19 protein-coding genes and 2 tRNA genes are annotated in these 18652 nt (G+C 63.3%); 16 read left to right on the forward strand and 5 right to left on the reverse strand.

From position 1 onward, the window contains the following. Positions 1-13 precede the first annotated feature (13 nt). The 5 genes from AC2VLV_RS12900 to AC2VLV_RS12920 all read left to right on the forward strand — a co-directional run bounded on the left by AC2VLV_RS12900 (position 14) and on the right by AC2VLV_RS12920 (position 3767). Positions 14-937, forward strand: a complete 924-nt coding sequence (locus AC2VLV_RS12900) for a PP2C family protein-serine/threonine phosphatase (RefSeq protein WP_486990387.1) — start codon at positions 14-16, stop codon at positions 935-937. Between the two features lie 23 nt (positions 938-960). Further along, a complete protein-coding gene (gene rph / locus AC2VLV_RS12905) occupies positions 961-1692 on the forward strand; it encodes a ribonuclease PH (protein ID WP_486990374.1) in 732 nt (243 codons plus the stop codon). Positions 1693-1694: 2 nt separating this feature from the next. Beyond that, positions 1695-2339, forward strand: a complete 645-nt coding sequence (gene rdgB / locus AC2VLV_RS12910) for an RdgB/HAM1 family non-canonical purine NTP pyrophosphatase (protein WP_486990375.1) — start codon at positions 1695-1697, stop codon at positions 2337-2339. Positions 2340-2451: 112 nt separating this feature from the next. Continuing rightward, positions 2452-3642, forward strand: a complete 1191-nt coding sequence (gene hemW, locus AC2VLV_RS12915; RefSeq protein ID WP_486990388.1) for a radical SAM family heme chaperone HemW — start codon at positions 2452-2454, stop codon at positions 3640-3642. 37 nt (positions 3643-3679) lie between these two features. Further along, positions 3680-3767, forward strand: a tRNA-Ser gene (locus tag AC2VLV_RS12920). A gap of 428 nt (positions 3768-4195) precedes the next feature. On the opposite strand, the gene AC2VLV_RS12925 is transcribed toward AC2VLV_RS12920, so the two are convergent. Both AC2VLV_RS12925 and AC2VLV_RS12930 read right to left on the reverse strand, forming a co-directional pair. Next, a tRNA-Pro gene (locus AC2VLV_RS12925) sits at positions 4196-4272 on the reverse strand. A gap of 85 nt (positions 4273-4357) precedes the next feature. Continuing rightward, entirely contained in the window at positions 4358-5368 is a 1011-nt protein-coding gene (locus AC2VLV_RS12930) for a polyprenyl synthetase family protein (RefSeq protein ID WP_486990376.1), read from the reverse strand. Positions 5369-5682: 314 nt separating this feature from the next. Between AC2VLV_RS12930 and rplU the strand changes: the two genes are divergently transcribed. The 4 genes from rplU to proB all read left to right on the forward strand — a co-directional run bounded on the left by rplU (position 5683) and on the right by proB (position 8619). Next, positions 5683-5994: a 50S ribosomal protein L21 gene (gene rplU / locus AC2VLV_RS12935; RefSeq protein ID WP_013104730.1), complete on the forward strand. Its 312-nt coding sequence runs from the start codon at positions 5683-5685 to the stop codon at positions 5992-5994. Positions 5995-6017: 23 nt separating this feature from the next. Beyond that, on the forward strand, positions 6018-6275 hold the full coding sequence (rpmA, locus tag AC2VLV_RS12940; protein WP_013104731.1) for a 50S ribosomal protein L27: 258 nt from the start codon (positions 6018-6020) through the stop codon (positions 6273-6275). Between the two features lie 138 nt (positions 6276-6413). Further along, positions 6414-7490: an Obg family GTPase CgtA gene (gene cgtA, locus AC2VLV_RS12945; RefSeq protein WP_486990377.1), complete on the forward strand. Its 1077-nt coding sequence runs from the start codon at positions 6414-6416 to the stop codon at positions 7488-7490. A 1-nt stretch (position 7491) separates the two neighbouring features. Further along, positions 7492-8619, forward strand: a complete 1128-nt coding sequence (proB, locus tag AC2VLV_RS12950; protein ID WP_486990389.1) for a glutamate 5-kinase — start codon at positions 7492-7494, stop codon at positions 8617-8619. 20 nt (positions 8620-8639) lie between these two features. On the opposite strand, the gene AC2VLV_RS12955 is transcribed toward proB, so the two are convergent. Then, entirely contained in the window at positions 8640-9206 is a 567-nt protein-coding gene (locus AC2VLV_RS12955; protein ID WP_486990378.1) for a CNP1-like family protein, read from the reverse strand. Next, positions 9203-9799 carry an RNA pyrophosphohydrolase gene (locus AC2VLV_RS12960; protein WP_486990379.1) on the reverse strand — a complete coding sequence of 199 codons (597 nt, stop codon included), beginning with the start codon at positions 9797-9799 and terminating at the stop codon, positions 9203-9205. Before AC2VLV_RS12960 ends, AC2VLV_RS12955 begins: the two co-directional genes overlap by 4 nt. Positions 9800-9975: 176 nt before the next feature. Here AC2VLV_RS12960 and AC2VLV_RS12965 point away from each other — a divergent pair, with 176 nt between their 5' ends. Next, complete coding sequence (locus tag AC2VLV_RS12965; protein WP_486990380.1) at positions 9976-11706, forward strand: proline--tRNA ligase; 1731 nt, start codon at positions 9976-9978, stop codon at positions 11704-11706. Between the two features lie 20 nt (positions 11707-11726). Continuing rightward, positions 11727-12374: a lytic transglycosylase domain-containing protein gene (locus AC2VLV_RS12970; RefSeq protein WP_486990381.1), complete on the forward strand. Its 648-nt coding sequence runs from the start codon at positions 11727-11729 to the stop codon at positions 12372-12374. Between the two features lie 29 nt (positions 12375-12403). Here AC2VLV_RS12970 and ffh read toward each other — a convergent pair whose 3' ends face one another. Beyond that, entirely contained in the window at positions 12404-13753 is a 1350-nt protein-coding gene (gene ffh / locus AC2VLV_RS12975; RefSeq protein ID WP_486990382.1) for a signal recognition particle protein, read from the reverse strand. Positions 13754-13901: 148 nt separating this feature from the next. Here ffh and AC2VLV_RS12980 point away from each other — a divergent pair, with 148 nt between their 5' ends. From AC2VLV_RS12980 to ampD, 5 genes are all read left to right on the forward strand, one after another. Continuing rightward, entirely contained in the window at positions 13902-14729 is an 828-nt protein-coding gene (locus AC2VLV_RS12980; RefSeq protein ID WP_486990383.1) for a cytochrome C assembly family protein, read from the forward strand. Continuing rightward, positions 14726-14953, forward strand: coding sequence for a PP0621 family protein (locus tag AC2VLV_RS12985; RefSeq protein ID WP_013104740.1), 228 nt, complete (start codon positions 14726-14728; stop codon positions 14951-14953). Before AC2VLV_RS12980 ends, AC2VLV_RS12985 begins: the two co-directional genes overlap by 4 nt. A 43-nt stretch (positions 14954-14996) precedes the next feature. Further along, positions 14997-16661 carry a sensor histidine kinase gene (locus AC2VLV_RS12990; RefSeq protein WP_486990384.1) on the forward strand — a complete coding sequence of 555 codons (1665 nt, stop codon included), beginning with the start codon at positions 14997-14999 and terminating at the stop codon, positions 16659-16661. Between the two features lie 3 nt (positions 16662-16664). Beyond that, on the forward strand, positions 16665-18206 hold the full coding sequence (locus AC2VLV_RS12995; protein WP_486990385.1) for a sigma-54-dependent transcriptional regulator: 1542 nt from the start codon (positions 16665-16667) through the stop codon (positions 18204-18206). A 2-nt stretch (positions 18207-18208) separates the two neighbouring features. Next, on the forward strand, positions 18209-18652 hold a 444-nt coding region (ampD, locus tag AC2VLV_RS13000), incomplete at its 3' end, for a 1,6-anhydro-N-acetylmuramyl-L-alanine amidase AmpD (RefSeq protein WP_486990386.1).

Here is an 18652-nt window from a genome sequence, read left to right on the forward strand (position 1 = left end):
CGAGGGAGAAGAATTGAAGTTTTCGGTGTACCAGGTGAGCCGCCGCGGCGGTCGTGCGAACAACCAGGATCGCATGGGCTATTGCTACACGCGCGAAAGCGCCTTGTTCGCTCTGGCCGATGGTTTGGGTGGGCACCCGCGTGGCGATGTGGCGGCGCAACTGGCATTGCAGACCATTGCCAATCTCTTCCAGCAAGAAGCGCGGCCGCGCCTGCGCGACCCGCAAGAATTTCTGCGACGCTCGATTTTTCGGGCGCATGAGCAGGTTCAGCGTTATGCGCAGGAACACGGGCTGACCGATTCGCCGCGCACGACGGTGGTGGTCTGCGTGCTGCAAAACGGCGCTGCGCACTGGGCGCATGTGGGCGATTCGCGGCTGTATTTCATGCGTAATGGCGCCATGCTCACACGCACCCGCGATCACTCGCATGTGGAGCAGAAGCACAAAAAAGATCAGGCTGACGGCCTCTCTTTGCTGCAGCCTGACGGCCCGACGCGAAACATGCTGTTCACCTGCCTGGGGTCGGGGCAGTTGCCGATGATCGAGGTGGGTTTGCCGCAGGCGATGCGGCGGGGCGACATCGTGCTGCTGTGTTCCGACGGGCTTTGGGGACAGATCCCCGAATCGGTTCTGGTGCGGCAGTTCGGCCAGCAGGTGCTCTCCGATGCTGTGCCCGAGGTGGTGGAAATGGCGCTGCGTCAAGGCGGCGCCGATTCAGATAACGTCACCGCCCTGGGCGTCGAATGGGAGGCCGATCCCGAAGAGCTGGAAACCTCTCTGCGCATTGAAACCGAGACCATGCAGAAAGGCGGGTTCAAGTCCACCATCCAGAGCGAACTGGGTGATCTGCAGGTCGATGAAATGAACGACGCTGACATCGAACGTTCGATCGCTGAAATCAACGCCGCCATCCGCCAGGGTGCGGCGCGTAAATAACGCTTTCCCTACCGATTACTTCCATGCAAAACACACCTCCTGCGAGAGAAGGTCGCGGGCTTTCGGCGCTGCGCGCCATCGCCATCGAACGTCATTTCACCCGTCATGCCGAAGGTTCCGTGCTGGTGGCTTTTGGGCACACCCGTGTGCTGTGCACCGCCTCGGTCGAAGAGCGCGTGCCGCCGCACAAGCGGGGCAGCGGGCAGGGTTGGGTCACGGCGGAATATGGCATGCTGCCCCGAGCGACGCACACGCGCGGCGAGCGCGAAGCCAAGCGCGGCAAGCAGCAGGGTCGTACAGAGGAGATCCAGCGCCTCATCGGCCGATCGCTGCGCGCCGTGTTCGATTTTTCAGCCCTGGGCGAACGGCAGATCACGCTTGACTGTGATGTGTTGCAGGCCGACGGCGGCACGCGCACCGCGGCCATCACGGGCGCCGCCGTGGCCGCGTGGGATGCCTGTCAGTGGCTCATCGCGCAGGGCCGCATCCAACAGAACCCGATGCGCCAGTTGGTTGCCGCCGTCTCGGTCGGCCTGCTGGGCGACGATTACCGCCTTGATCTCGACTACACCGAAGACAGCCAGTGCGATACCGATATGAACGTGGTGGGCACGGCCGGCGGGGCGCTGATCGAGGTGCAGGGCACGGCCGAGGGCGCGCCGTTTTCGCGGCAGCAGCTCGACGGCATGATCGACCTGGCGCAACGCGGCATCGCCGAACTCGTCGCGCTGCAAAGACAGGCGCTGGAGATTTGACGGTGGCTGCGCCGACTTCCGGAACCTGGCAGATCGTGCTTGCGTCCGGCAATCCGGGCAAGCTCGCCGAGCTCTCGGCCTTGCTGGTGCCGCTGGGGTGCCATGTGAAAGCCCAAAGCGAATTTCATTTGGCCGAGGCAGAAGAACCGCATCCCACGTTTGTTGAAAACGCGCTGGCCAAGGCGCGGCACGCCAGCTTCCACACCGGCCTTCCCGCACTGGCGGACGATTCGGGCCTTTGCGTGGAAGCGCTCGGTGGACTGCCGGGTGTGCGCTCGGCCCGCTTCGCGCCGCAGATCGATGGGCCTCGGGCCGAGCAGGACGCCGCCAACAACCGTTTGCTGTTGCAGCAGATGGAGGGCCAGACCCTGCGCCTTGCGCGCTTTGTCAGCATCGTGGTGGCGTTGCGCCATGCGGCCGATCCCGAGCCGATCATCGTTCGCGGCGAACTGATCGGACAGATCGGGCATGCGGCGCAAGGGCAGGGCGGCTTTGGCTACGACCCCTTGTTCGTGCTGGCCGATGGCCGCACCCTGGCGCAATGTGACGCGCGGGAGAAGAATCGCATCAGTCACCGCGGCCAGGCCCTGCAGACCCTGCTGCCTCTGTTGCGCACGCATTGGGGCTGGACGGCTTCTTCGACTTGATGCCGCGGCCTTGGTGAAATCGAAGCACATTCCGATCGTCGGCGCGGCGGGCGAGTCCGATGCCACCGGCGATGCGGCGCCGCAGCGTGCAGCACAATCTCTGCCGCACTACATGCGGCCCGGCACCCTGCAGTTCCAGTCGCTGCCTCCCCTCAGCCTTTACGTGCATCTGCCGTGGTGTCTGAAGAAGTGCCCCTATTGCGATTTCAATTCGCATGAGTGGCGCGCGGGTGGGGCGATTCCCGAACAGGCCTATCTTGCGGCCCTCCGCGCCGATCTCGATGCAGCGCTGCCTCTGGTGTGGGGGCGGCGCGTCATCTCCGTCTTTATCGGGGGCGGCACGCCCAGTCTGTTCTCGCCCGAGGCCATCGACCAGTTGATCACCGATGTGCGCGCCCGGCTGCCTCTCGTCGCCGACGCCGAAATCACGCTGGAGGCCAACCCGGGCACCTTCGAGCGGGATCGGTTCGCGGCGTTCGCGCAGGCCGGCGTCAACCGCCTGTCCATCGGCGTGCAGAGTTTCAACGATGACCGTCTGCGCGCGCTGGGTCGCGTGCACGACGCGCGTCAGGCGCACGACGCGGTGGCCGAGGCCGCGCGCCACTTTGCGACCTTCAATCTCGATCTGATGTTCGCCCTGCCGCTGCAGGACATGGCGGGCTGCAAGGCCGACGTCCACGAGGCGCTGGCGCACCAGCCGCCGCATCTCTCGCTCTATCAGCTCACGCTCGAACCCAACACCCTTTTCGCCCGCCAGCCCCCCAAACTGCCCGATGACGACCTTGCCGCCGACATGCAGCATGCCGTGGCCGATCTGGCCGAAGCCGCAGGGTTGCAGCGCTACGAGGTGTCCGCTTACGCCGCGCCTGGGCACAGCTGTCGCCACAACCTCAACTACTGGCAATTCGGCGACTACGTCGGCATAGGTGCTGGCGCCCATTCCAAGCTCACCTTTGCGCATCGCATCGTGCGTCAGACCCGCTGGCGCCATCCTCAGCGCTACATGGAGCAGGCCGCGCAAGGCATTGCCGTCGAAACCGAGGTCGAGGTATCGCGCAGCGACTTGCCGTTTGAATTCATGCTAAACGCCCTGCGTTTGCGCGAAGGAGTGCGCACCGATCTATTTGCCGAACGCACGGGCCTGCCACCCTCTGCCATCGAAAAGCCCCTGCAAGCCGCACAGGGCAAAGGCTTGCTGGTCGGTGATGCCGATGTTCTGCGCACGACCCCGCTCGGATTCGACATGCTCAACAACGCACTCGAACTGTTCCTGCCCCGATCAACCCGCGTCGCGCCCAGATAGAATGTGCGGCTTGGCCCAGCGGTAGGGCTGATCAACAGGAAGCGTGGCAGAGTGGTCGATTGCACCGGTCTTGAAAACCGGCAACGGGCAACCGTTCGTGAGTTCGAATCTCACCGCTTCCGCCATAACTAGTGCTGTAAAAATGCAAAGCCACCCATGCCGGTGGCTTTTTTCTTTTGTAAATCAATATCTTGCGCGCGGGTAAGCGTGCATTCTCGCCTGACATGCTGGGATTCCTCAGAAATGGATGGAGTCCCGAGTAAGCATCAACGGCGGTAAATGCAGTCGTGCAGTCGTCTTCCCTTCACTTAAGCAGTCGATTCCTTGCCTTTCAAGCGCAGTTTTGGTGAACTGCTACGCAGGCACGCGAAACGCGACGCAGCGTGAATTGGAGCAAGCGGTCGCAATTCTTGAGAAGATGACATTTGCGCATTTTGCGCACACTTGGCGGTATTCTTTTGCTGTCGGCCAGGGATCTGCCTGAGTTACTGATTTTCAAAACAAAAACGGCCGCCAGCGTGAAGCACTGGCGGCCGTTTTGGCTTGAAAATTCTGGTCGGGGTGAGAGGATTCGAACCTCCGGCCTCTACGTCCCGAACGTAGCGCTCTACCAGGCTAAGCTACACCCCGATCTTTAGTGGTACGCGCGGTTTGCTTCCGCGGTTAGCTCCATCTCGCCGCTCAGGCATTGTTGCCCGTGCTGTTGTCCGAGTAATCAGACTGTGCGTCCTAAAGAGTAAGCGCATAAGTCTAGCAGAGCCTGCCGGGCAGGGCTAGGTGCCAGTGGGGAAAGCGCGCGCTCGGCAACGCGTATCTCGCTCTGCGCGGCCTTGCGCACGGCCTGCATGGCGCCGCAAGCGTGCACGATGTCCATCACGTCGTCGAGTGCGCTGGTGTCGCCTTGGCGGATGGCATTTTCGATCAGAGTGCGCTGCGCGGCAGTGCCCTGTCGCATGGCGATGATCAGCGGCAGGGTGGGTTTGCCTTCGCGCAGGTCGTCGCCAATGTTCTTGCCCAGTTCTGCGGAGTTGCCGCTGTAATCGAGCAGGTCGTCAATCAACTGGAATGCGGTGCCGAAGCTGCGTCCCGCCAGGGCCATCTCTTCCTGTGTGTTCGCATCGGCATCGGCGAGTACGGCGCCGATTCGGGCTGCGGCCTCGAAAAGTTTCGCGGTTTTGAAGCGGATGACTTGGAGATAACGTTGCTCATCGACTTCCGGGTCGTGCATGTTGAGCAATTGCAACACTTCGCCTTCGGCGATGACATTGGTGGCGTCGGCCAGGATGTCGAGGATGCGCATGCTCCCCACGGACACCATCATCTGAAATGCCCGTGAGTACAGAAAATCGCCGACCAGCACGCTGGCCGAGTTGCCGAAGAGTGCGTTGGAAGTTTCGCGCCCGCGTCGCATGGATGACTCGTCCACCACGTCGTCATGAAGGAGGGTGGCGGTATGGATCAGTTCCACCACAGCGGCCATGATGTGCTGTTGCGGGCCGCGAAACCCCTGTGCCTGGGCGACGAGCAGCAGCAAGGCGGGACGCAGTCGCTTGCCGCCGCCCGCAACGATGTAGCCGCCGATGGTGTTGATCAGCGCGACTTCGGATGCAAGGTGGGTGTGAATGGCCCGGTCGACGCTCTCCATGTCTTCGGTGATCGGCGCAAAGACGGAATGAATCGTCGGTGCTTGCGCCATGTCTGGCGTTTGTGTTGATGAAGGCGACATGGAAGAGTCGGTTGCGAGAATCAGATGCGGGTTGACAATATTTGATCTTTAAGGAGGGGCTCACGAACACCTTCCTGCAGGCCGCCATTCTAAGAAGGTGCGGTGGCAGGCATGGAGGTCGAGCCTGCGGACATGGTGCGCGGACAACGATGTTTGCGCAGAACTGGTGAAAGACGTAAGCCGTGCTAGAATTGCGAGCTTTTTCCGGGCGAACCGTCAAGCCTTCTATTTTCTGAGGAAGCTTGCGGGGTGGTCTGGTTGTCCGTGCGGGGCCGATAAAGAGGCCGTTTGCACGATTTCCAAGAGGTGAACTTATGTATGCGGTCATAAAAACCGGCGGCAAGCAGTACCGTGTTGCAGCTGGCGAAAAAATCAAGGTAGAACAGATGCCGGCAGACGTAGGTCAGGATATTGTGCTGGAAGAGGTGCTCGCCGTGGTCAACGGTGAAGACGCCAAGTTCGGCACTCCCCTGGTCGACGGTGCAAAGGTGACGGCCAAGGTGCTGTCGCACGGGCGGCACGACAAGGTGCGCATTTTCAAGATGCGTCGTCGCAAGCACTATCAGAAGCATCAGGGGCATCGGCAGAATTACACCGAGCTTCAGATTGAAACGATCTCGGCGTAATGCGTCTTTAAGGAGATTCAGACATGGCACAGAAAAAAGGCGGCGGCTCAACCCGCAACGGGCGCGACTCAGAAGCCAAACGACTCGGCGTGAAGGTGTATGGCGGCCAGGGCATCTCGGCCGGCGGCATCATCGTGCGTCAGCGTGGCACCAAGTTTCACCCCGGACACAATGTCGGCATCGGCAAAGACCACACCTTGTTTGCGCTGGTCGATGGCCGCGTTGAATTTGAAGTGAAGAGCGCGTTCAATCGGCAGACCGTGACGGTTGTAGCCAACTGACTTGTGAGACTCGGCCGCTGTTAGGCCGGGTTGGGGCAATGCCCCATCAACGCCCCGGCGTGGTGACACAAGGCACACAGCGTGTGTGCCGGGTTCGCCAGCCGGGGTTTTCTGTTTTTTCAGCGAAGCGAGCCCACCGTGAAATTTGTCGATGAAGTCGTGATCGAAGCGCACGCCGGAAACGGCGGCAACGGCTGCGTGTCGTTTCGCCGCGAGAAATTCATTCCTTTTGGCGGTCCGAATGGCGGAGACGGCGGGCGCGGAGGGCATGTCATCGCTCGCGCGGATGTCAATCTGAACACGCTGGTGGACTTTCGGTTTTCCAAGCTGCATCGCGGACGCAACGGCGAGCACGGGCGCGGCGCGGATCAGTACGGCGCCGGTGGCGATGACAAGGTGTTGCGCATGCCGGTAGGCACGCTGATCTTTGATGCCGAAACGGATGAGCTCATCGCCGATCTGATCCAGGACGGCCAGGAGATCATCATCGCCCGCGGCGGGCAAGGCGGCTTGGGCAATCTGCACTTCAAGTCGAGTGTGAATCGCGCGCCGCGCGAATCGACCAAGGGACAAGAGGGCGAGCATCGCAAGCTGCGTCTCGAACTCAAGGTGCTGGCCGATGTGGGGCTGCTGGGCATGCCCAACGCGGGAAAAAGCACCTTGATTTCCGCCGTGTCCAATGCACGGCCCAAGATTGCTGACTATCCTTTCACCACGCTGTATCCCAACCTCGGCGTCGTGCGTTTGGGGCCTGGCCGGAGCTTCGTGATTGCCGACATTCCCGGGCTGATCGAGGGCGCGGCGGAAGGGCAGGGGCTGGGCCATCAGTTTCTGCGGCATTTGCAGCGCACCAAACTGCTGCTGCACATCGTGGATATGGCGCCGATTGAAGAGGGCGCAGATCCCGTCAAGGATGTTCGCGCCATCGTCGCCGAACTGAAAAAATACGACGCTGACCTGGCCGCCAAGCCCCGTTGGCTGGTGCTCAACAAACTCGATCTTCTGCCCGAAGAAGATCGCGAGGCGGCGGTGAAAAACCTGCTTCGCCGTCTGCGATACAAAGGCCCGGTGTTCCCGATCTCGGCACTGGCGCGCGAGGGCCTTGACCCACTGCTGCATGCGATTGCCGAACATATCGGCCAAAGCAGGCCGGTCGAAACCGTCGAACCCGATCCCCGCTTCCGTGACGATTTCCGCGACGATGTCAGCCCCTGAAATGCAGCGGTCCAGCTCTGTCGTGCAGTCGGCACGGCGCATCATCATCAAGGCCGGTTCCAGTCTGGTGACCAATGAAGGGCGCGGCGTCGATCTCGAAGCCGTGTCCCGTTGGGCGGGGCAGATCGCGGGCCTGCGCTCGGCAGGGAAGGACGTGATTCTGGTCTCCAGCGGCGCCATCGCCGAAGGGATGCGTCGCCTGGGCTGGTCGCAGCGTCCGCGTGAAATGCACCAGTTGCAGGCGGCTGCGGCTGTCGGTCAGATGGGCTTGGCGCAAGCTTACGAAACGGCGTTTCGGGAACGCGGCATGGTCGCCGCGCAGGTTTTGTTGACCCATGCCGATCTGGCGGATCGACAGCGCTATCTCAACGCCCGCACGACCTTGCTGACTCTGTTGGAGCAAGGTGTCGTGCCGGTCATCAACGAAAACGACACGGTGGTCACCGACGAGATCAAGTTTGGTGACAACGACACCCTGGGCGCGCTGGTCACCAATCTGGTGGAAGGCGATGTGCTCATCATCCTCACGGACCAATCGGGCCTATACAGCGCTGACCCGCGCAAACACGCCGACGCCACGCTGATCGCCCAGGCTGACGCCGAGGATGCCAAGCTGCAGGCGATGGCTGGCGGCGCTGGAACGGGAATCGGCACCGGCGGCATGGCCACCAAGGTCACGGCCGCAAGGCGCGCAGCGCGCAGTGGCGCCCATACCGTGATCGCCAGCGGCCGCGAGCCCGAGGTGCTGCTCCGGTTGGCGCGGGGCGAGATCGTGGGTACTCAGCTACTGGCCGGGCATGCCAAGCTTGCCGCGCGCAAACAGTGGATGGCCGATCATCTGCAACTGCGCGGCTGGGTCATGGTGGACGAAGGCGCAGCCCGGCGCTTGCGCGCACAAGGGGCCAGTTTGTTGCCGGTTGGCGTGGTGGAGGTTCAGGGCGACTTCGAGCGAGGTGACGTCATCGCCGTGCACGATGCAAGCGGTGCGGAGGTGGCGCGGGGTCTGAGTAATTACGCGGCTTCACAGGCCCGACGCATCATGCGCCACCCGTCTGCCGACATCGAGGCCATACTCGGTTTCAGCGAGGAGCCCGAGTTGATTCACCGGGACAATATGGTTTTCCTGTAGGACGGTGCGGGAGGGGTTCTTCAGCGCTCATTCGTCAGCAGAGAATGGTCCGAGGGCGCATGCAAGCCCATCTCGATGCGACGCGCCAAGTCAGCAGGCGTGCCGCGAACAGCCCGGTTGTGGCAAAAGTCATCGCGGTAAAGCGTGGAGTGCACCCGAGTCGCGCCGTTTTCGGGAATGCGCTGCCAGTCACTCCCGCTTGCCGTCACCCATTTCTGGCTGGCATCGTTCCACAGACCATAGAGCTTCCACTGCCGCGTGGCGCAGTTGATCGCTTCATAGGTGATATTTCGCGGCCCGTCGGGCGTTTTGCCGATCAGGGTGTAGCGCACCGTTTCACCCGGTTCGACCGATATCGAGCCCCGATCGACATAAAACTGCAGCGCACCGCTCGCGGTGATGTGCACATGCACCAGATCCGTCGGGGCGCGGGGAAAGATGACGGGCGCTTCGGCTGTGCTCTGCTTGGCGCCGAACAAGCCGCTTTCGTCCGCAGACTGGGCGTGAGTCAAAGGGCTGGAGCCCAAGCCGAGCAAAAGGCCAGCCAGCAGCGTCGTGCGCATGCGTGCTGAAGCAGAAAAGATCATGCTGGATCCGGTGTGGTGAAGGGGGAAGCCGATGCATCCGCCGTGACGGTTTCATCGGCTGCGGCGGCGCCCTCGTGGCGGTGCCGCAGATTGGCGCGGAGGAAGCGCGTGCGTGGTTCTGCGCGCGGCAAGAAGTGCGCCAACTCAGTCAGCGCCATTTGATAGACCTCGCGCTTGAACTCGATCACACTGTCGAGCGGTATCCAGTATTCGTTCCAGCGCCAGGCGTCGAATTCGGGGTGCTCGGTGGCGCGCAGGCAAACATCGCAATCGCGCCCGGTCAGGCGCAGTAAATACCAGATCTGCTTCTGGCCTTTGTAGATGCCCCGACTGTCGCGGCGCACGAAATGGCTGGGCACGTCATACCGCAGCCATTGGCGGGTGCGGGCGATGATGCGGACATGACAGGGGTTGAGGCCGACTTCTTCGTGCAACTCGCGGTACATGGCCTGCTCAGGCGTTTCGCCCGGGTTGATGCCTCCCTGCGGAAACTGCCACGAATGCGCTCGCACGCGCTTGCCCCAGAACACCTGATTTCTGGCGTTGAGCAGGATGATGCCCACGTTGGGACGGTAGCCTTCGCGATCCAACATCGCCTGATCCTCGATCTTTTAGAATTCTCCGTTTGATTATAGGCAGCGCGGCCGCTGGGAGAGGGTGTTTCCAGAGTGCGGCAGAGCCTGCCAACGCCCAACACAGCTAAGACCCCGACGGCTTCGCTGATCTTCGAACTTATTTTTCCTCAAATGCCGGCCTCGCGCCGCTACGCATGAAAATTTCCCGCTTTTTCATTTCCACTCAGAAGGACGATCCGGCTGATGCAGACGTTCGCAGCCAGGCGCTGATGTTGCGCGCGGGCATGATCAAAAAACATGCAGCGGGGCTCTACAGCTATCTGCCGCTGGGCCTGCGCAGCATCCGCAAGGTGGAGGCCATCGTGCGCGAGGAAATGAATCGCGCGGGCGCCATCGAGTTGCTCATGCCCGTGGTGCAGCCGGCCGAGCTTTGGCAGGAGACTGGGCGGCTGGATAAATTCGGTCCCGAACTGTTGCGCATCAAAGACCGCCATGACCGCGACTTTGTGATCCAGCCCACCTCCGAGGAAGTCGTGACCGATCTGGTGCGCAGCGAGGTGCGGAGCTGGCGCCAACTGCCGCTTAATTTCTATCACATCCAGACCAAGTTTCGCGATGAACGTCGTCCGCGATTCGGCGTGATGCGCGCGCGTGAATTCACCATGAAGGATGCCTACTCCTTTGATCGCGATTTCGAGGCGGCGCAGATCAGTTATCGCGCCATGTTCGACGCCTACGTGCGCATCTTCCAGCGCTTCGGCTTCGAGTTCCGCGCCGTGGCGGCGGATTCGGGGGCCATCGGCGGATCGCTCAGCCATGAGTTTCACGTCATTGCCGATACCGGGGAGGATGCCATTGCCTACTGCGAGGGCTCCGACTTTGCCGCGAACATCGAAAAGGCCGAAGCTCTGCCGTTGATCGCCGCGCGCGCGGCGCCGACGCAGACGCTGCAAAAGACGCCCACGCCGGGTGCGGCCAAATGCGAAGACGTCGCCACGCTGCTGGGCATTCCCTTGCAGCAGACCCTCAAGTCGGTCGTGCTCGCAGTGGATGGCGACAAGCCCGGACAGGCCGCAACCATCGTGCTGCTGCTGGTGCGCGGCGATCATGCGGTCAACGAGGTCAAGGTGGGCAAACTCGCCGGTATGGCCAACACCCGCATGGCGACCGAGGCCGAGATTGTGGCCACGTTTGGCACGCCGCCGGGCTACCTCGGGCCGATTGGCACTGTGCATCCCGTGCGCGTGATTGCCGACCGTACCGTGGCGAATATGAGCGACTTTGTCATCGGCGCCAATGCGGTGGATTTCCACTACACCGGAGTCAACTGGGGGCGTGATCTGCCTGAGCCCGAAGTGGCCGACATCCGCAATGTGCAGGCGGGCGATCCCAGCCCGGACGGCAAGGGCGCCTTGTCGATCTGTCGCGGCATCGAGGTGGGGCATGTGTTCTATCTGGGCACCAAATATTCGGCCGCGATGGGCGCGACGTTTCTCGACGACAAAGGCAAATCGCAAACGCTGGAAATGGGCTGCTACGGCATCGGCATCACCCGCATCCTCGGGGCGTGTATCGAACAGAACCACGATGCCAAGGGCATGGTCTGGCCCGATGCGATCGCGCCTTTCACCGCCGTGATCTGTCCCATCGGTTATGACCGCAGCGAAGCGGTGCGCCAGACGGCGGACGCGCTCTACGCCGAACTCACGGCCGCGGGGGTTGATGTGGCGCTGGACGACCGCGGCGAGCGCCCGGGCGTGATGCTGGGCGATTGGGAACTGATTGGCGTGCCGCACCGCCTGGTGATTTCCGACCGCGGCATTGCTGCGGGCACGGTGGAGTATCAACACCGCCGAGATGCCGCGCCGACGGTGTTGCCGCTGGTTGAAGCCTCTGCGCAGTTGCAAGCCCGGTTGCAGCGCTGAGTCCGCAAGAGCGCAGCGGCATGCGTGAGCTGTCTCGCCGTCGGTGGCTGTTGCAAGTGGCGGGAGCGGGCGTCGCCACCTGCGCGGGCTGGAGCTTGCCCACAGCGCCTGCCTGGGCCGGCGCGCAAAAGGAAGAGCAGCTCAGCGACGCGGTGCGCACCGCGCTCGCCGCGCAGATTGCCGAGGCTCCGCCGCCGCAACCGCACTTTCGCGACGCCAATCATTTCGCCCAATACTGGGTGTGGCTGGCAACCGAGTCGGCGCGGCTGCAAAACCGCATTCCGGGTTTCTCGGTGCGGCGCGATTTTCTGCAAACCGTCTGGTACGAAGCGCACCGCGCCGGGCTGGAGCCCGCGCTGATCCTGGGTTTGATTCAGGTGGAGAGCGGCTTCAAAAAATACGCGATTTCATCGGCCGGGGCGATGGGCTATATGCAGGTCATGCCGTTCTGGACCAAGCAGATCGGCAATGGCGACATTACGGGGCTGTTTCACATGCAGGTGAATCTGCGTTACGGCTGCGTGATTTTGCGGCACTACCTCAACATCGAGAACGGCAGCTTGTTCTACGCTCTGGGCCGTTACAACGGCTCGCGCGGCCGGGCCGCCTATCCCGACGCGGTGCTCGCCGCGCGCCAGCGCTGGCTGGTGGCCGGCGGTTCTGGCTGAAGTCGCCTATCCCGCCGAGCGCCGAGTACTCAGCGCGGCATCATGCCGCCCATGCGCTGCATCATCTTGAACATCTTGCCGCCCTTCATTTTTTTCATCATGTCGCGCATCTGCTCATACTGCTTGAGCAGGCGGTTGACTTCCTGCACCTGCACCCCCGCGCCCGCGGCGATGCGGCGTTTGCGGGTGGCTTTGATGGAGTCGGGCTTGTGGCGCTCTTGCGGGGTCATGCTGTGGATGATGCCCTGCATACGGCGCATGTCGCGCTCGGCGCGGTTCATGTCGGCCTGACCGGCCTTGGCCTGCATATCGGCCGGCAGTTTGTCGAGCATGCCCTGCAGGCCGCCCATTTTGTTCATCTGCTGCAACTGCATCAGAAAATCGTTGAGATCGAACTGGGCGCCCGACTTGACCTTGGCGGCCAGTTGCTGCGCGGCATCGACATCGACCTGACGCTGCGCCTGCTCTACCAGGGCGAGGATGTCGCCCATGCCCAGAATGCGGTCGGCCATGCGACGCGGGTCGAACGGCTCCAGCCCGTCGATCTTTTCCGACACCCCGGCGAACTTGATCGGCGCCCCCGTGACCTGCCGCACCGACAGCGCCGCGCCCCCGCGGGCGTCGCCGTCGAGTTTGGTGAGCACAATGCCGGTCAGCGGCAGGGTGTCGTGGAAGGCGCGGGCGGTGTTCACTGCGTCCTGGCCCTGCATGGCGTCCACCACGAACAGAGTTTCGATGGGCTTGAGTGCGCCATGCAGCTCTTTGATTTCGCGCATCATCGCCTCATCCACCGACAGTCGTCCGGCAGTATCGACGAGCAGCACGTCGAAGTGGTGACTGCGGGCGAATTCGACGGCGCGGCGGGCGATGTCCAGCGGTTTGTCGTCGGGCGAGGAGGGAAAGAATTCCGCCCCGGCCTGCGCCGTCACCGTCTGCAACTGGGCGATGGCCGCCGGCCGATAGACGTCGCACGAGACGGTGAGCACCTTTTTCTTCTGCCTCTCGGTCAGCAACCGCGCCAGCTTGGCGGTGGTGGTGGTCTTGCCCGCGCCCTGCAGACCGGCCATGAGCACGATGGCCGGCGGCTGGGTGGCGAGGTTGATCGGCACGGCGTCGCCGCCCATCAAATCGGCGAGCTCGCGCTGCACCACGCCGACCAGCGCCTGGCCGGGGGTGAGCGAGCCCACCACGTCCTGGCCCAGCGCCTTTTCTTTGACGCGGGCGGTGAATTCGCGCACGACGGGCAGCGCCACATCGGCTTCGAGAAGCGCGAGACGTACCTCGCGCAGCATGTCCTGGATATTCGCTTCGGTGATGCGTGCTTCGCCCTTGAGGGTCTTGACCACGCGGGACAGCCGTTGGGTGAGGTTGTTGAGCATGGGGCGTGGAAGGTTGGAGCGAGGTTGGAGCGTTTGCGCAGGCCGATGGTCGCAGAGCTTGCGGCCAGTCTGGCATTCACCGCGATTCACCGCGCGCGGCACTGAAAGCCGCAGGGGGGTCGGTTAAACTTGGAATATGTCGATTTTAGTGAATAGCCTCGCCTTCGCCTTCTATATGTTGGCCGCGGTGTTGTCGCGCCCGAAACCTGCTTTGGTGCTGGGCCATGCGGAAGGGGCTGCCAGCGGGGCGACGCAACGCTCCGAGCGCTGGTCGACCTGGGTGATGGCGCTGGCCTGGATTGCGCAGACCATCACCTTTGCCATGGTGCTGCACGGCGAGTTGCAGCCGCATTTCGGCTTTGCCCAGGCGCTTTCGGTCACGTTCTGGCTGGTGGCGGCAGTGTATTGGGTGGAGAGCCTGTATTACCCCCTGCAGATGTTGAGAAGCTGGATCTGTCTGCTGGCGGCCATTTCCATTTTGCTGAGCTGGGTTTTCCCTGGAACCTTTACGCCGCCTTACGGCGCTGGGCCCACTTTCGCGCTGCACTGGGCGATGGGGATCGCCTCCTATGGTCTGTTCGGCGCGGCCGTGCTTCACGGCATTTTGCTGTGGACGGCCGAGCGTTCGCTGCATCGGCGCAAGGGCGCGGTGTCGGGCGTGTCGCGCAGCCTGCCTTTGCTCACCCTGGAAAAGCTGACCTATCGCTTGGCGGGGGTTGGTTTCGCGCTGCTGACGGCCTCGCTCATTTTTGCGGCGACGTTCAGCGAAGAATTGTTTGGCAAACCGTTCGAGCTCAATCATCAGGCAGTCTTCGGCATCGCGTCATGGCTGATTTTTGCCGTGCTGATGGTGGGCCGGGTGTTTCTGGGCTGGCGGGGCACGCGGGCGCTGGCCTGGCTGTTCGGCGGGACGGTGCTGCTGATGCTCACCTACGTGGGCTCGCGTTTCGTGCTGCAGGTGATTTTGCACCGATGAAGTACCTCGTTCTGTTCGTGGTGGTGATCGTCGGGCTGATGCTCATCAAAAAATCGCAGCAGCCCCGCAGCGTGCGACAGCCGCCTTCGCCCAACAAACCGCCGCAGGTTCCCGAGGCGATGCTGCCGTGCGCGCATTGCGGCGTGCACTCGCCCGCCAGCCGCTGCGTCTGGCGCGATGGCAAGCCGTACTGCAGCGACGAGCATGCCCGTCTGGGGTCGTAAGTCGGGCGCTGCGGTCGCCGCTGAAAGCGCATTCGCGCGATCCATGTTCGCCCCGTCGGCGGCGTCTTCAGGTTTAGCCTTCGTGCCTTCCTCGCGGCTGGGCCGAGAACGCCTGAGAACCTATCGGGTGCTGGCTGCGGCACGCGTGCTGATGTCGCTGATGTTGCTGGGCTGGCTGGTGCTGCTGCCCATGATGCAGGCGCCCCCCCACGCCGAAAAACCCGCGATCGCCACACTGGGCTACGGGGTGGCGCTGCTCTATGTGGCGCTGACGGCCGCGAGCCTTTGGTGGAGTTTCGTCCGCACGCAGGGCCTGGCTTGGCAGGTGCTGATCGCGATTGCCGTCGATCTGCTGGCCTTCACCACCTTGCAGTTCACTGCGGGCTATCCCGCGCGCGAATTTGCCCTGATCTACGCCCTGCCCGTGTTGGCCGCAGGCATTTACGGCACGCTCTCGCTCACCTTGTTCGTGGCTGCCTTGGTGACGATGATTCTGCTGGGCAGCGCCGGGTTCGCGATGCTGGGCGGGGCGGCGGAGGCCGAGCAGCGCATGCTCAATGCGGCCTTTGTCGGCATCGCCTATTTTGCCGTGGCGGTGCTGACGTGGCAGTTGTCGCAACGACTGGCGCGGCAGGAGGCGCGCGCGGCGGCCAGCGAGTCCGTCGCCCGGCGGCAGATGGCCTTGAATCAGCGGGTGATCGAGGCGCAGCGCGATGGCGTCATGGTGGTCGATAGTCACATGGTGCTCGAAGCGCTCAATCCGGCCGCGCAACATCTGCTGGATTTGCCCTGGAGCGATGCGGTCACGGCGCGCTGGCTCGGGGGGCGCAAGGCCTTGCGCGATCTGCCGGTAGCCGAGGTGGTGCGCAAAGAGGTGGAGCGCATGGCCATCGACGGCGAGGAGGCGCTGGAGGTCAAGGTGCGCACGCCCGCGGGTCGCAAGCTGCTGCTGCGTCTGTCCACGCTGGACAACCTGCCGGGCGGCATGGGCTATCTCATCGTGCTGCAGGATCTGCGGGAGATCGATGCGCGCATTCAGCAGGAAAAACTGGCGGCGATGGGGCGTCTGGTGGCCAGCGTGGCGCATGAGATTCGCAATCCGCTGGGGGCGATCGGGCAGGCCAACCAGCTCGCCCGCGAATTTTCGGCCGATGCGGTGCAGCTCGAACGCCTGCACCATCTCATCGGCCAGAACGTCGAGCGCATCAACCGCACCGTCGAGGATGTGCTCGAGCTGGGCCGCACCGCGCCGCGCGACATCGGGCTGATGCTCTGCGCGCCGTTGATGCGCGAGCTGCATGCCGAATTCGACCAACCCGATCAGGGACGCATCGGCCTGTTCATTCAGGACGACGCGGCGCAGATCCGCTTCGATGCCCTGCACCTGCGCCGGGTGTTGGTGAATCTGCTGAGCAACGCGCGGCGCTATGCGAGCAACCAGCCGCGGGCGATCGAGATGCGGCAGCTCGGCGCCGGGCAGGTGCGGGAAATCCAGGTCTCCAACGATGGGCCGCTGATCGACGCCGAACTGCGCGCGCAGCTGTTCGAGCCGTTTCGCACCACGAGCAGCCGGGGCGTCGGGCTGGGCTTGTATATTTCTCACGAACTGTGTTTGCGCAACGGCGCGCGTCTGCTTTACCGCCTCGAGCGCGAGGGCACGCCGCAGGAGCGCGGCTCTTTTGTCATTCAAATCGCACCGGGCCCTTAAGGCATGAATCCAGCGGATGTGCGTATTCTCATCGTCGACGACGAACCCGATCTGCGCGAGCTCTACACCCTGAGCCTGGTGCATGAAGGCTGGCAGATCGACGTGGCTGAAACCGTGGCGCAGGCTCGCGAGCAGTTGGCGCGCAGGCGCTACGCCCTCATGCTCACCGATATGCGTCTTCCCGATGGCGAGGGGCTGGAGTTGCTGCGCTGGCTGGAAGCCCAGCCCGACCGTTTTGAGAAATCCATCGTCATCACCGCTTACGGCAGTGCGGGCAACGCGGTGGCTGCGCTCAAGGCCGGAGCGTTCGACTACCTGAGCAAGCCGGTCGATCTGGCGGCGCTGCGTCGCACCGTGCATGCGGCGCTCGCAGCGGTCGATGTCGAAGTGCAGGCGCCGGTCAGCAGCGCATTGCAACGCATGGTGGGCGAGTCTGGGGTGATGCGAGCCCTTAAACAGACCTTGCAGCGCGTGGCCCGCAGCATGGCGCCGGTGCTCATACAGGGCGAGTCGGGCACCGGCAAGGAGCTGGCCGCAAAGGCCGTGCATGAATGCAGCGCCCGCGCCGGAGGGCCGTTCGTTCCGGTGAACTGCAGCGCCATTCCTGAGCAATTGTTGGAGGCCGAGTTTTTCGGCTACCGCAAGGGTGCGTTCACCGGAGCGATGTCCGACCATGCCGGCTTCTTTGCCGCGGCGCAGGGCGGCACGCTGTTTCTCGACGAAATCGGCGAGCTGCCTTTAGCAATGCAGGCCAAGCTGCTGCGTGCCGTGCAAGAGCGGCGCGTGCGCCCGGTGGGCGAGACGGCGGAAATCGCGGTGGATGTGCGCCTGGTCAGCGCCACCCACCGACATCTGGAACGCATGGTGGAGCAGGGCCAGTTTCGGCAGGATTTGTTCTACCGCCTCAACGTCATCGGGGTCGCTTTGCCACCCCTGCGCGATCGGCTGGATGATCTGCCGGTACTGGTCGAGGCGTTGCTGGGCGACATCCGCCGCGACAATGCGCGGCCCGGTCTGCGGCTGAGCCCGGCTGCGCTTCAGCACCTGCGCCAGCATCGTTTCTCAGGCAATGTGCGTGAGCTGGAGAATCTGCTGCACCGGGCTGCGGCCCTGGCTGCACAAGATCTGATCGGCCCTGAAGACATCGAGCTGCAGGGCAGTGGCGCCCGTGCCGCCGAAGTGCTGGTCGCTGCGACGGCTTTGCCAGCCACCAACCTGTCTGACGCAATGGCGCCGTCCATGCCGCGACCGGCGGGCCCGCCGATCACCCCAATCGTTGCGCAGCATGCCCCGGAGTTTCAACCGCCTCAGTCGCCCCAGCCCCCCATGGCCCGGTTCGAAGCGCAATCGCCCCTGCCTCCCGACTTGGGGGTCTATCTCGATCAGGTTGAACGCAGCATCCTCTGCGAGGCGCTGCGGCGCACCCGCTTCAATCGCACCGCGGCCGCGCAGCTACTGGGGCTGAACCTGCGTCAGATCCGCTACCGGATGGAGCGCCTCGACGTGCGAGACCCGGCTGAAGCGCCGCCGGACGATCCGTTCTGATCATGTCGCCCCTACTCAGCGCGGCCAGTCGGGATGCAGGCTGGATGCCCCACGCCCGTCATGTGCCGTCTCCCAATCACGATGAGCGGCCTGCGGGCATGCCGATCGATTTGTTGGTGATCCACTGCATCGCTTTGCCACCGCGTCAATATGGCGGCGAGGCGATCGAGCAGTTGTTTTGCAATCGGCTCGATCCGCGGGCACACCCGGCCTTTGCCGCGCTTGAAGGTTTCAGGGTCTCGGCGCATTTTGTCGTGCAGCGCGATGGCGTGCTCACGCAATATGTGTCCTGCGACCGGCGCGCCTGGCATGCCGGCGCATCGCGTTATGCCGGGCGCGAGCGATGCAATGATTTCAGCATCGGCATCGAACTCGAAGGGAGCGATGATGAACCGTTCGAGCCCGAGCAGTACGACACCCTGCTCGCGCTGGGCTCTGAACTGCTC

The organism is Thiomonas sp. TH-17 (assembly GCF_057473305.1).